The organism is Paludisphaera rhizosphaerae (assembly GCF_011065895.1).
Lineage (GTDB): Bacteria > Planctomycetota > Planctomycetia > Isosphaerales > Isosphaeraceae > Paludisphaera > Paludisphaera rhizosphaerae.
Genome location: NZ_JAALCR010000008.1, coordinates 312,252 through 325,132, shown reverse-complemented (window position 1 = coordinate 325,132; position 12,881 = coordinate 312,252). Strand labels below are relative to the sequence as shown.

Annotated in this window: 10 protein-coding genes; 5 read left to right on the top strand and 5 right to left on the bottom strand. The window is 66.9% G+C overall.

The genetic code is table 11. From position 1 onward, the window contains the following. From G5C50_RS13085 to G5C50_RS13070, 3 genes are all read left to right on the top strand, one after another. Window positions 1-1,351 (top strand): M48 family metallopeptidase (locus G5C50_RS13085; protein WP_206107678.1); only part of this gene is annotated, 1,351 nt, incomplete at its 5' end. Window positions 1,352-1,556: 205 nt separating this feature from the next. Continuing rightward, on the top strand, window positions 1,557-4,535 hold the full coding sequence (locus G5C50_RS32630) for an MMPL family transporter (RefSeq protein ID WP_240907069.1): 2,979 nt from the start codon (window positions 1,557-1,559) through the stop codon (window positions 4,533-4,535). 282 nt (window positions 4,536-4,817) lie between these two features. After that, a complete protein-coding gene (locus G5C50_RS13070) occupies window positions 4,818-5,252 on the top strand; it encodes a hypothetical protein (protein ID WP_165069904.1) in 435 nt (144 codons plus the stop codon). 39 nt (window positions 5,253-5,291) lie between these two features. Here the strand turns inward: G5C50_RS13070 and G5C50_RS13065 are convergent, their stop codons facing one another. The 4 genes from G5C50_RS13065 to rfbB form a co-directional block, all read right to left on the bottom strand. Next, window positions 5,292-6,053 (bottom strand): nuclear transport factor 2 family protein, encoded by a 762-nt coding sequence (locus tag G5C50_RS13065; RefSeq protein WP_165069901.1) that lies wholly within the window; start codon window positions 6,051-6,053, stop codon window positions 5,292-5,294. Between the two features lie 84 nt (window positions 6,054-6,137). Continuing rightward, the gene (locus tag G5C50_RS13060) at window positions 6,138-7,277 is read right to left on the bottom strand and encodes an alpha/beta hydrolase (RefSeq protein ID WP_165069898.1); all 1,140 of its coding nucleotides are present in this window, start codon (window positions 7,275-7,277) and stop codon (window positions 6,138-6,140) included. Window positions 7,278-7,403: 126 nt separating this feature from the next. Continuing rightward, window positions 7,404-8,375, bottom strand: a complete 972-nt coding sequence (locus G5C50_RS13055) for a GDP-mannose 4,6-dehydratase (protein ID WP_165069895.1) — start codon at window positions 8,373-8,375, stop codon at window positions 7,404-7,406. A 66-nt stretch (window positions 8,376-8,441) separates the two neighbouring features. Beyond that, the gene (gene rfbB / locus G5C50_RS13050) at window positions 8,442-9,446 is read right to left on the bottom strand and encodes a dTDP-glucose 4,6-dehydratase (RefSeq protein WP_165069893.1); all 1,005 of its coding nucleotides are present in this window, start codon (window positions 9,444-9,446) and stop codon (window positions 8,442-8,444) included. 286 nt (window positions 9,447-9,732) lie between these two features. On the opposite strand from rfbB, the gene G5C50_RS13045 reads away from it, so the two are divergent. Both G5C50_RS13045 and G5C50_RS13040 read left to right on the top strand, forming a co-directional pair. Further along, window positions 9,733-10,761, top strand: coding sequence for a DUF1559 domain-containing protein (locus tag G5C50_RS13045; RefSeq protein WP_165069890.1), 1,029 nt, complete (start codon window positions 9,733-9,735; stop codon window positions 10,759-10,761). A 19-nt stretch (window positions 10,762-10,780) separates the two neighbouring features. Then, window positions 10,781-11,338: a carboxypeptidase regulatory-like domain-containing protein gene (locus G5C50_RS13040; RefSeq protein ID WP_165069887.1), complete on the top strand. Its 558-nt coding sequence runs from the start codon at window positions 10,781-10,783 to the stop codon at window positions 11,336-11,338. Window positions 11,339-11,602: 264 nt separating this feature from the next. On the opposite strand, the gene G5C50_RS13035 is transcribed toward G5C50_RS13040, so the two are convergent. Continuing rightward, window positions 11,603-12,529, bottom strand: a complete 927-nt coding sequence (locus G5C50_RS13035) for a hypothetical protein (protein WP_165069885.1) — start codon at window positions 12,527-12,529, stop codon at window positions 11,603-11,605. Window positions 12,530-12,881 lie beyond the last annotated feature (352 nt).

Genomic DNA, 12,881 nt, shown 5'->3' with positions numbered 1-12,881 from the left:
TAAGATCGGTGTCAACGAACCGGGGGAACGAACGACGGAGGAGGCGCGGATGGGGAAGGCCTGGTTGTGGCTGATCGTCGTCGTGGCGGGGTCGGGTCTGGGGATTGCGCGGGGACAGGAGCCGACGGCGGACGCTTCTCCAGCGGTGACCGCGGCGTCCGAAGTCGATGAGAACGCGCCGGTGGCCGTGCCGGAGGCTTCCGAGAAGGCCATGGAGTTCTATCGCACCGGGATGGGATTCTGGGCCTTCAACCGGGTCTGGGGGATCCTGCTGCCAGCGGCGATCCTGTTCTCCGGGTTCTCGGCCAGACTGCGGAACATGGCGTCGGGGAGTGGTCGATGGCCCTGGGCGGTCGCCGTCGCGATTTATGTGCCGCTGTACATGCTGCTGGTCACGCTGGTCGAGTTGCCGCTGGATTATTACCAGGGCTACGTCAGGCTCCACGCTTACGGCCTGTCGAATCAGACGCAGGGCAAGTGGCTCCAGGACCACTTCATCGCCCTGGCCGTCGACGCCGGGGTCGGAGTCCTGATAGCCCTCGGGTTGTTCGCCTTTTTGAGACGGACCCGGAAGCGCTGGTGGCTCTGGATGTCGCTGGCGTCGATTCCCTTCCTGCTGCTGGGGATGATCGTCAAGCCGCTCTACATCGACCCGCTGTTCAACACGTTCGGGCCGATGAAGGACAAGGCGCTGGAGCAGTCGATCCTGAGCCTGGCCGAACGAGCGGGGATCGAATCGAGCCGGGTCTTCGAGGTGGAGAAGAGCGTCGACACCAAGGCGGTCAACGCCTACGTCACCGGGTTCCTCGACACCAAGCGGATCGTCCTCTGGGATACGCTGCTGGCCAAGCTGAATGAGCGCGAAGTCCTCTTCGTCATGGCCCACGAGATGGGGCATTACGTCCTGGGCCACGTCGTCCGATCGATCCTGTTGTCTTTCGCGGTAACGCTGGCGGGGCTCTACTTCGTGCACCGAACTGCGCACGGGCTGATCGACCGCTTCCGGGGCCGGTTCGGATTCTCGGAACTGGCGGACGTGGCGTCGGTGCCGCTCTTCCTGGTCCTGCTCCAGGTCGCAACGCTCGTTCTGATGCCCGTGGCCATGGCTTATAATCGCTATCAAGAGCACGAAGCGGATAGGTTTGCGCTCGATTTAACGGGAACGAAGCACTCCGGCGCGACGGCCTTCGTGAAGCTCCAGCAGGAGAATCTGGGAAACCCGCGGCCCGGTTGGGTCTACCGGGTCTTCCGCGCCTCGCATCCGAGCATCGGCGAACGCATTGATTTCTGCAACGAATACCAGCCCCCCCAAACGACTTCCGTAACCCCGACGACCCCTCCCGGAGGGTGATGGGTGGGTGCGGATTCGGATTGTCGGACGGGGCGATGGTACTTATAAAGAGGATTTGAAGGTCGTCATTCACTGGTCCGGATGAAGGGTTTGCGAGCGACCGACGACGGGTTGCAACCCCACCCGAGCCGGGGACGGCACGAGTTTTTCTGTGATCGAGGGGCGTCGACGGACGGAGCGACGTGGTCCCCAGGAGCCGGGAACGATGCCTCTGCTAGAATCGATCAAGACGGCATCTAGCCGACACCCAATTTGGGTGACGCTGGCCTGGCTCGCGCTGGCGGCGGGCGTCGGACTGAAGGCGCCCGATCTCACCAGGTTGGCCGCGGAAGGGCAATCCAAGCTTCTGGGCGAGGAGGCCGAGAGCCGTCGCGCCGCCGAGTTGGTGCGCATCTGCTGGCCCGATTCGGCCTATGAATCGACGGCCGTCGCAGCCATGACCCGGCCGGGAGGGTTGACCGAGGCCGACCACCGATTCGCGGCCGCCCTGGCGAAGCGATTCGAGGCGGCCGACCGGCCGTCGACGATCCTTCGCGTGCTGGGGCCGGAGTCGCAGAAGGAGATCGCCGAGCGGCTCGTCAGCCGCGACGGGACGGCCGAACTCGTCGTCGCTCCGCTCGACGCCACCAACGTCGCCCCCGCAGCGCATGAGGCCGTCGCCTGGATGCAGGAGCAGGCCGAGGCCCTGGCGAAAGCCTCGCCCGACGCCGCCGGCCTCCAGATCCTCTGGACAGGGGACTCGGTGATCGGACGCGACTTCATGCGGCTGGTGCAGGTCTCGCTCGACCGCGCGGCCGTCGTCACGGTGATCCTGCTGCTCATCGTGCTGATCGTCGTCTACCGCTCGTTCTGGCTGGCGCTCGTGCCGCTGGCGACGATCGGCGTCAGCCTGGTGATCTCGCGGAGCCTGCTGGCGTGGCTCTGCGGCGTGGGCTGGCAGATCTCGCCGCTGGTGGAGCTGTTCCTGGTCGCCCTGCTGTTCGGGACTGGGACGGATTTTTGCCTGTTCCTCTCATGGCGGTTCGGGGAGCACTTCAACCCCCGGAACCCGGCCGGCGTCATGCGAATGACCCTGGCGCGGTCGTTCGTCCCCCTGGTCACCAGCGCCGGGACGATCATGGTCGGGCTGCTGCTGATGGGGACGACCCAGTTCAAGTTGTTCTCCACCACCGGCCCGAGCGTCGCTCTGGGGCTGGCGATCTCGCTGCTGGCGACCCTGACGCTGACGCCCGCCCTGCTGGTCCTGCTGGCGAAGGTCCGGCCGTCCTGCTTCGAGGCGTTCGGCGCCGCGCCGAGCGGCTGGTGGGAGTCGATGGGCCGCAAGGCCATGACCCGGCCGTTCCGAAGCTGGGCGCTGACGCTGGGGGCCATGCTCCCGCTGGCCGCGCTGGCCAGCCAGACCCGGTTCGTGATGGACCTCATCAGCGAGATGCCCGCGGACTCGGAGTCGGCCCAGAACCTCCGGCTGGTGCTGGACAAGTTCGACGCCGGCATGACCGCGCCGGTGACGATCGTCCTGGAATCGGACGTCGACCTACGGGAGTCGACCGGGTTGGCGATGATCGACGACGTGAGCCGGCTCCTCTCAAACCAGCGCCGCAACGGCGAGGTCCGTTCGGCCACCCAGCCGCTGGGGAGCCCGGAGCCGCTCCGGCGGGCGCGGCTGGCCTCGCGGTTCGGCGAGGTGAACCAGGGCTTTCAGCAACTCGCCGATGGGGCCTTGAGCCTGGAAGAAGGGCTCAACACCGGCGCGGCCAAGCTCCGCGCGGCCCTCTGGATGGAGGAGAAGCTCGGCCTGAACATGAGCGGCCCAGCCGCCCCGAAGCCTCCCGCCGAGACCCCGCAGCCGCAGCAGCAGCAGCCGAAGCCCGCCCCGTCGTCCCCGGAGGCGATCGCCCAGGGGATGCGCACGGCCTCGACCGCCATGCTCTGGGCCCAGGGCGCCCCGGCGACGTGGAACGTCCCGGCGCTGGCCTCGGCGTTCAACCAGGTGGCCCTCGAAGGGGCTCAGACGGCCCTTCAGGGGGCCAAGGACGGCGCTCGTCGTCGTGTGGGCGAACGCAACGCCGGCCTCTTCGACGCGGCCGTCCGGCTCGTCGGCGGCGGCGCCGCGCCAAAGTCGGAACCATCGACGTCCCCAGCAACCAACGTCGCGACTGCCCCCGCGGCCCCGACCCAGATCGCGCCCGAGGCCCCTTCCACCCCATCGACGCCGCCGGAGAAGCCCGCCCAGACGCTGCTCCGCGAATTGACCCGGGCCGCCGAGGGCGCAGGGCAGATCGCGGCCGGCGCCGAGCGGGCCCATCGCGAGGTCAGCGCGATCCTGACCGATCCCCTGGGTCGGATCGCCCTCGACCGGCTCCTGATCACGCCCGAGACGGTCGAACAGAACCCGGACCTGCTCAAGAGCTTCGCGGCTTACATCACGCCGGACGGCCGCCACGCCCGGATCGACCTGACGCTCAAGGATCGGGTCTTCTCGGATGGTGCGATGAGCCAGGTGGAGACGATCCGCCGCCGGCTGCAAGACTACCTGGCCGATTACGAGGGCGTGCACGAGGTCCGGGCGTACGTCGCCGGGGCCAACGCCGAGTCGGCCGACGTCCGCAAGATGACCCGCGCCGACCAGGTCCAGAGCTGGTTCGTGGTCCCGCTGGGGGTCTTCCTCGTGCTGCTAATCGCCCTCCGCGATCCGCTGGCCTGCTTCAACCTGGTCGCCACGATGGTCCTGACCTACGCCTTCGCGCTGGGGGCGACCCACCTGGTGTTCGTCACGATGCTGGGGGCGGAAGGGCTCGACTGGAAGGTCCCGTACTTCCTCTTCGTGCTGCTGGTGGCGGTGGGAGTGGACTACAACGTCTTCCTGATGACGAGGCTCCACGAGGAGACCGCCGAGCACGGGTTCCGGGGCGGCATCGTCCGGGCGATCGGCCAGACCGGCGGCCTGATCACGTCGGCCGCGGCGATCACGGCGTGCAGCTTCGCCTCGTTCCTGTTCAGCCCGCTGGGCTCGCTCCAGCAGTTGGGCTTTGCCCTGGTGGTCGGCATCACGGTCGACGCCGTGCTGGTCCGCCCCCTGCTCGTCCCCTGCGGCCACTGGCTGCTGCGGCGTTCCCGCGAGGTCCTGGCCCCCCGCTACAGCGTCTCCACCGAAAGCTTCCGCCTGACCAGCGTGCCGGATTGATTCGATCGGCCCGATTGCGTCGGCATTCCGGTGGCGGCGCGAGCTGAACTCGGGTATAATCCTGAGCGTCGGCGAGGTTCCCGAACCACGACGACGCCTCCCGACCGTCCCGCCCGCGCCCGGCTTCTCCCCGCCGGCCGGAGGACGCTCACCCGCCGTAGCTCCTCAGGCGCTGAACAGAGCGCCCCCACAGGCCCCACCCAACCGACCGCCGCACGGCTCCCTTGAGGGCCGCTGAAGACGAGCGGGGCCTCGTCCCGAGTTGGAGTTTCTTAACATATTATGAAAATTACCCAATTTGAGGTTCTCCTCACCCTGGCGACTGCGCTGGGGATCGGCTGGATCGTTCACGACTACACCGGCTTCGGAACGGTTCCGACGCAGGGTCTTACGGGAACCGTCCGCCTTGGGGGACGGCCGATGTCCCGAGGGATCGTGCGGTTCGTTTCGTTGGACAGCCAGCAGTGCGCCTCCGGCGGCTACGTCAGGAACGGCCGCTACGAGGTCTCCGCCGATCTCGGACTGATGCCGCATCGGTACCACGTCGAGTTCAGCAGCAACGACGACGAAACCATGAAGCAGGCGGCCGCGGCCAACATCCGCGGGGAAGTGCTGGAGGTGAAGGAAGAAGTCCCCGAGCGCTACAACCGACTCAGCCAGATCGAGATCGACCTCTCGTCCGGCTCGGTCCTGGAAGCCGACTTCGACCTGAAGTGAGCCCGAGGGTGAAGGCGTCGATGGGCAGGCTGGGGTGGGTCAATACCCGCTTCGGCCCCAGCCGCCAGAGCCCAGGTGCTTGCGGTCCAGCCGAAAAGGTCCTTGACGACGGCCGTCGGAGCCGCCGGGTGCCGGCGGCGACCCGCCGAGCGCGGGGTCCATCATCCCGCCTTCCATGTTGAACCCCGGACTCCGCCCGAATTCACGGTGGACCGATGGGGCGTTGAGAATGGAGGGATTGAACGAGGTCGCCACGGGCGTGATTCGGTTGACCTTCCAAACCCCGGACTTGGTCTGCTCGAACCCCAGCGACCAGGTCGAATCCGAGCCGCCGCTGCCGGCGAACCCGAACGGCCCCTGCACGGTCCCCTTCACGAGCGCCTTGAATTCGGCCTTCCCCCGTTTCGTCAGCCGTCCGGCGCTGGTTTGAAGCTCGCGAATCCGCACGATGTCGAGCTTCGAGCCGTCCATCGCGTTGCGGATGAGATTCCGGGTCTCGTTGGACGACCGCGGCTCACCCGACTGCACGTACTGGACGTCGGGCGTCAGGTGAGCCAGCACGCCGTCCGCGTCCGAGGCCAGCAGCGCGCGGCGGAGGTCGTAGACGACGGCTTCAATCCGCTCCTCGTCGGTCACCCACATCCATTCCACCGTCAGGACCAGGGCCGCCAGCCCCAGCGCCGTCAGGCCCCAGATCAGGTACTTTCCCTCCTGCCGCACCCTGAGCCCCACGAAACAGAGCGCGGCGACGAAGAGAAGCGCTCCTACCGGCCAGGTCGGGTCGTCCGAGAACATACTCATCCCGCCCCCTCCTTCCCTCTGGTCTTACGACTGTAGTAGCCAGGGGAATTGTCGCCCGATTCCGAGGCCGCGACCAGTCTGATTTTACTCGGATTTCGCGGATTTTGAGTCGCCGGGGGCCTTCTTTTCCTCTTCGCCCTTCTTTTCGTCAGCCTTCTTCTCCTCGGCTTTCTTCTCGTCAGCCTTCTTCTCCTGGGCCTTTTTGTCCTCAGGCTGTTGGCGGCGGACGGTCTGGACGTCGGAGAAGGTGATGGGGACCTGGTTGTAGCGGGGTTCCCACTCGTTGGGGCGGAGCTTGATCTCGGCGTCGAGGAACTTCACAAGGGCCTCGGCGGCGCCGGGCTCCAGGCGGAGGAGTTTGTAGCCGCGGAGGGAGGAGGGGAAGATTTCGATCTTGTTGCTGCGGCTCCGCTCCAGGTCCTTGCGGACGGCCTCGACAGCGTCCTTGGAGGCGGCGTCCTTGGCCCCGGCGCTGATGAAGATGGGGACGCGCAGGGCGAGCGGCGGCAGCACCCGTGACAGCACGTAGCCTGAGCCCTCCGGCTGGGGCGAGATCATCGCCAGCGCCCCGAGGTCGCCGGCGCGGCCTTCGGTGGAGACGGCGGCGCCCGGTTGATAAGCCCAGGCGGCGGCCAGGTTGGCACCCTCGCCGACCCCCACCACGCCCAGCTTGCCGACGTTCAACTCGCCCCGATTGTGGCGGTCCAGCAGGAACTGGTAGGCCGCCTGGAGGTCGTCGGCCATGGACTCCCGTTCCTCGGCCCCGACGTTCCGACGGGGGTTCTGCCCCTGCCCTCGCAGGTCGAACGAGAACACGGCGTAGGTCTCGTCCTGAAGATGCTCGGCGAAACCTTTCCCCTTCAGCGCGAGAACCGCGTCCTCGAAGTCCTTGCGCGAACGGTTGTGCTCATGGACGAGCACCACCACCGGCGCATTGGCGCCGATCTTCGACGGATAGTACGAGGCTGCCAGCGGCGTGCCGTCGAACGACCGAAGTTTGAACGTGTAGTGGTACGTCCCCGGCCCGGCTTTGGGGTCGTCGGCCTGCTTCAGCAGGGGGTCCCCCCCTTGGGGCTGGACCTTCTTCAGGGGCGCGCCTCCCTGGTTCCGCAACGGACGCCCGTTGCGCCGCTTCGGCTCCTGAGCCGCAGCCGCGGCCAGCGTGGTCGCCAGGGCGACCGCGACGACCAGGAGGAACTTCCGATTCGCCAAAGCCTTGCGCATGGGTCGCCCCCGCCGTTCCCGCGTCGCCTCGACAGTTGTTCCGAGCCAGCGGCCCGTTTCCCCAATCCTAAGCCGCCGGCCGAAGAACCACAAGCGGACGCGGAGCGTCTTGCAAGGCGGCCTCGCTCAGCCCCGCGCGGCGACGCGGCGACGGGCGTCGGCCAGCATGTCGGCAAGGGTCTGCTCGATGGGGATCAACGGCTCCCAGCCGACGTCGCGGCGGAGCTTGAAGGCGTCGGCGACGAGGTACGGAAGGTCGATCGGCCGGACCCGCGCCGGGTCGACGCGGACCTCGATCGGGCGAGTCGCCAGCGAGCGGAAGGTCTCCAGGGCGTCGGTCAGCTTCAGGCCCTTGCCGGTCCCCAGGTTGTAGATCTCCCCGGCGCGTCCACGCTCGGCCAGCAGGCGATAAGCGCGGACGACGTCGCGGACGTCGGTGTAGTCGCGGACGACGTCAAGATTGCCGACCTCCACGGCCTCCTTGAGCCCAGCCTCGACCTCCGCGACCTGTTCGGCGAGCGTCGCCAGGACGTACCGCGACGACTGCCGGGGCCCAGCGTGGTTGAACGGCCGGGCCATGACGACGTCGAGGCCGTCGGACAGGTGCATTTGCACGCCCAGCAGGTCGGCTGCCGCCTTGCTCGCGGAGTAGGCGTTGTTAGGCCGCAGCGGGCAGGATTCGGAAACCGGGATGCACTCCGGCGGCGGGTCGCCGTAGCAGACGCCCGAGCCCACCACCACGATCCGGGGCTTCGGCTGCAGCCCCGCGGCCTTCACGGCCAGGAGCAGGTTGAGAGTTCCGCCGAGGTTCAGCGCCCAGGTGCCGCGAGGATCGTCGAAGCTGGCCCGAGGGTTCGACTGCGCGGCCAGATGGTAGATCGCCTGGGGAGCCTTGTCGGCGATCAGGTCGACGAATTCGGCCGGCCGGGCGGCCATCAGGTCGAACCGCTCCACCCGCGCCGAGCGCCCGAGATGGACCAGGTCCTCGGAGAACGCTCCCGAGGTCGAGAAGCCGACGACCTGGTCTCCCTTCTCCAGCAGGTGTTCGGTCAGGTGCCCGCCCACGAATCCACTGATGCCGGTCACGAACGCTCGCACGCGGAGATCCTCTCCAGTTCAGGGGGTGCTGCTGCGATGAACGAACAGCCGGCCGTCGCCGAACGGTCAGCCCTCGCGGTACGCGCCGGACTTCACCCGCTCGACCCACCGGGCGTTGGCCTTGTACCAGGCGACGGTGTCTTCCAGGCCCTGCTCGAAGGTCACGGTCGGCTTCCAGCCCAGCTCACGCTCGGACTTGGCGCAATCGACGGCGTAGCGGCGGTCGTGGCCGGGGCGGTCGGTGACGTACTTGATGAGGGCCTCGGTTTTGCCGGTCAGCTTCAGGACGCCCTTGGTGACGTCCATGTTGAACCGCTCGCTGCGGCCGCCGAAGTTGTAGACCTCGCCGGCCTTCCCCTTCCGCAGAGCGGCGTCGACGCCCAGGCAGTGGTCCATCACGTGAATCCAGTCGCGGACCTGCATCCCGTCGCCGTAGACCGGCACGGGGACGTCGGCCAGGGCGTTGGTGATGAAGAGGGGGATGAGCTTCTCGGGGAACTGGTACGGCCCGTAGTTGTTCGAGCAGCGGGTGGTCACCACGTCCATGCCGTGGGTGTGGAACGCGGCCCGGACGAGCAGGTCGGAGCCCGCCTTGCTGGCCGAGTACGGGCTGTTGGGCGTAAGCGGGGTCTCCTCGGTGAACGCCGGGTCCTTGGGGCCGAGGGTGCCGTAGACCTCGTCCGTCGAGACGTGGACGAACCGGGGGACCTTCGCCGCGCGGGCGGCGTCGAGCAGGTTCTGGGTGCCGATGACGTTGGTCCGCAGGAACGGCGTGGCGTCGTCGATCGAGCGGTCGACGTGGCTCTCGGCGGCGAAGTGGACCACCGCGTCGAAGCCGCCGTCGGCAATCAGCTTGATGACGAACGGCCGGTCGGCGATATCCCCCTTCACGAACGTATACCGCGAGTCGCCGGCCAGATCGGCCAGGTTGTCGGGGTTGCCGGCGTAGGTCAGGGCGTCCAGATTCGTGATCGCAACGTCTGGATATTCCCCGAGTTGCAGCCGGACGAAGTTGGACCCGATGAACCCGCTGCCGCCCGTGACGAGGATCCGCCTGTAAGAGGATGCCATGTCCGCCCCTGTCCAACCCTGAACCATCGACGATTCCGTTTACATACGCGAATCGACAGGGTAATGGCCGCAAGCTTTCACGACAAGGCGGATCGTCGCCGCCCCCGGTTCCAGCTCACCGGAGAACTTCCCGACGACGTCGCGCCGTTTTCACGCAACCTTCATGTCGACGCATAAACTGCTATTGAGGCCCTGTCGCCTCCCCCCTTTGCCGATTTCCCTACCTGTTTCCGCGATCAAGCGCCGGCCGGCGCCGCGGAACTCAATCAGAGAAGAATCGAACGTTATGCGCCTCTCTCGTGGTCGGTCGGGTTTCACGTTGATCGAATTGCTCGTCGTCATCGCCATCATCGCCGTGTTGATCTCGCTCTTGCTGCCGGCCGTGCAGTCGGCCCGCGAGGCCGCTCGGCGGGCCCAGTGCGTCAATAACCTCAAACAGGTCGGCCTGGGCCTGCACAACTTTGAGAGCGCCAACACCTTCTTCCCGCCGTCGGGCATCCGGGCGTCGGGCGTCTGCCGGCCGATGAACATCAACGTCGACGCCTCCGGCGCGCAGCTGCCCAAAGGCCAGCGGGCGGCGAGCTACGTCTTCACGCACATCCTGCCCTACATGGAGCAGCAGGCTCTCTACAGCGCTTACAACGTCAAGCTGGACTTCCGCTGGGCCCAGAACTCGACGGCCATCGTCACGGTGATTCCCACGCTGCTCTGCCCGTCGTCGGCCAACGGCAACAAGTTCGACGTCGAGGCCACCGACAACGGCAGCGACTACGCGGACGCCGGCGGACCGTTCACGAACGTCAAGTGCGCTGTCACCGACTACGCAATCAGCAACGGCATTGAGGCCGGCCTGGCCGCCTCGGGGTTGGTCGACCTGACCTCCAGCGGCCAGTATTCCATGCTTCAGAACGTGACCGGCGGCGAGCCCGACAACATCACCCGGATCTCCCAGGTGACCGACGGCCTCTCCAACACCATCATGATGAGCGAGGACGCCGGCCGGCCCGACTACTACATCGCCGGAGCCAAGCGGCATCCGAGCTACCTCCCCGGCCCGGAGACCGGCGGCGGCTGGGCCGACTACGACACCGGCTACACCCTCCACGGCTACACCGCCGACGGCAGCAAGTACCCCGGCCCCTGCTTCACCAACTGCTACAACAGCAACGAGGACTACTCGTTCCACCCCGGCGGCAGCAACTACCTGATGGGCGACGGCTCCGTCCGCTTCCTCAAGCAGTCGACCAGCATCCGGGTCTACGTCCGGCTCCTGACTCGGGCAATGGGCGAGATCGTCTCCACCGACCAGTATTGATCGAGAGGAGAGATCCACCATGCCACGCCTGTCCCTCATCCTCGCCTCGACCCTCGCCCTCGCCTTCGCTGGTTGCGGCGGGGGCGACGTCGACCTCGGCTACCGCCTCCCCGTCCAGCCCACCTCCGGGACGTTGACCTGGAAGGGGGGGCCGGTGAAGGGAGCGTTGGTGCGGTTCCACCCCGTCGACCCGCAGGCGGTTCGCGCGCCGGCCGACGAGCAACTGGCGGAGCCCTCGCTGACGACCGAGACCGACGCCGACGGCCGGTTCATCATGAGCAGCTACCTCGCCGACGACGGCGTCCCGGCCGGCGACTACGTCGTCACCGTCGCCCCCTCGGCCCTTGAGGCGATCCAGCCGATCGACGCGACGGTCGCCCCGGCGGAAACCCCCGAGGACGTCGCCCCCGCCAAGGGGCGTAAGCCCGCAGCGCCGAGCTTCTCGAAGGTTTACCGCGACGCCGCCACCTCCCCGCTCAAAGCGAGCGTCAAGGAGGGGACCGACAACACGTTCATCTTCGACCTCGACGCCGTCGACGCGAAGCCCGCTCGCAGCCGGACTGTCGCTGTCCGCTGATCCGGCTTCGATTGGCTTCCCTCGCGCCCGCCTGCATCGAAGCCATCGGACGCAAACTTATACGAAGCCAGCCCTTGCTGCGGAAGAATCCGCTGCCGGGGTTGGCTTCGTTCGGTCGTTTTTCCACGATCCGGCATGCCAAGGAACCGACCTGGAAGCGAGCGTCCGCCTCGCTTCCACTAAGTCAGTATGGTTCCAGGAAGCCGTTCGTGTTCGACCAGGGTCGAGTTATTTCCACGACTCGCTTCACAGCCAGTCGCTACTTCAGGCCGAGCGCTTCCGAGCCCGACGAACAGTCCGCCAGGCCAGACCGCTAGCGACGAGCGACCAGGTCAACACCGTGGCGGGCTCAGGCGTCGATGTAGTCTGTGGCACCGGGGTGGTGCTCGGGATGTATGTCCAGTCCATATAGGTCTCGCCGGCGACGCCGTCCAGTCCAGACCCCGCGTAGAAACGGACCCAGAATCCCGTGTTGTCGCCACCCAAATTGGCAAGCGACTTGATGTCCTTGATCGAGAACTCAAGCTGGGGGTGCGAGGGGGAGGGGTCGAAGGCCAGGTTGCCCATGTACTGGGGCATGGTCTTGCCGAACATGTACGCCAGGCCGCCCGCCTCGCGGCTGGTGTCGACGGTGGAAACCGTGTAGCCGTTGATGCCGGGGCCGTTGAGCGACTTGTCGGCCGGGACGCCGGCGATGGCGACGACCTGGCCGGGCTTGCTCGGGTCGGCGGGGTTGAACTTGGCGATCTCCAGGGCGAACGACTTGTCGCTGGTGGGCGTCCCCGCGCCCAGGTGGGCCGGGTCGTAGGACGTGGGCGTGCCCGAGGGGTCGCCGTTGGCCTGGCCGAACGGGGCGTAGGTCCCGCTGCTGTTGGCCCAGGTGTTGACGCCGACGTACAGCACGTTGTTGCTGGACGAGGGGTCCTGGTAGTAGCTGAAGCGGATGTCCTTGACGTTCCAGCCCGAGACCCAGCCGTTGTTGGTGATCCAGCTCGACTGAGCAATGGTTGTCGGGCTGGAGGTTACGGACTGGGTATAGATCTTACCGGTCGAGGCCGAGCCTCCCCCGATGGGGAAGTCTTTCTCGACGTAGCCGGTGAGATTCACGGGAGCCGCCCAACCGACAGGGACGAGAGGGCCGACCAACAAGCCGACGGTGAGGCCCCACAGCCCCAGGCGACGGTGAACCATGACGAGATTCCTTCCGCGTATGGTCGTTTCGCCCCGTGTGAGCCAGGTGGCACGATGCGCAGTCCTTGCGCCGGCCGGGACGATCATGCCCCGCGTTGATGCAACCAGGGCCCGGTGAGCTAACCAGAACTCGGCCAGGCGGTCAAGGTGAACGTCCGCGGCGCGTGCACCTTCGGATTATTTGCCGAATCGTGGTCCGACGCGCTCTTCCCCCCTCGCGGCAGAGGCATGGACACAACTTTTCGACCTGGAATTTCGGCAAACCTGGGAAGCAAGACTCTTGGGCTGAGTTGTGGCCATGCCTCTGCCCGCGAGGGGGTCAGGCCGTTATGGCAGCCACTTTGAATCCCCA

Excerpts from the sequence above, each read along its gene's own strand:
- G5C50_RS13070 (WP_165069904.1), top strand. The coding sequence starts at position 4,818 with ATGAAAATTACCCAATTTGAGGTTCTCCTCACCCTGGCGACTGCGCTG.
- G5C50_RS13045 (WP_165069890.1), top strand. The coding sequence starts at position 9,733 with ATGCGCCTCTCTCGTGGTCGGTCGGGTTTCACGTTGATCGAATTGCTC.
- G5C50_RS13065 (WP_165069901.1), bottom strand. The coding sequence starts at position 6,053 with ATGAGTATGTTCTCGGACGACCCGACCTGGCCGGTAGGAGCGCTTCTC.
- rfbB (WP_165069893.1), bottom strand. The coding sequence starts at position 9,446 with ATGGCATCCTCTTACAGGCGGATCCTCGTCACGGGCGGCAGCGGGTTC.
- G5C50_RS32630 (WP_240907069.1), top strand. The coding sequence starts at position 1,557 with ATGCCTCTGCTAGAATCGATCAAGACGGCATCTAGCCGACACCCAATT.
- G5C50_RS13035 (WP_165069885.1), bottom strand. The coding sequence starts at position 12,529 with ATGGTTCACCGTCGCCTGGGGCTGTGGGGCCTCACCGTCGGCTTGTTG.
- G5C50_RS13060 (WP_165069898.1), bottom strand. The coding sequence starts at position 7,277 with ATGCGCAAGGCTTTGGCGAATCGGAAGTTCCTCCTGGTCGTCGCGGTC.
- G5C50_RS13040 (WP_165069887.1), top strand. The coding sequence starts at position 10,781 with ATGCCACGCCTGTCCCTCATCCTCGCCTCGACCCTCGCCCTCGCCTTC.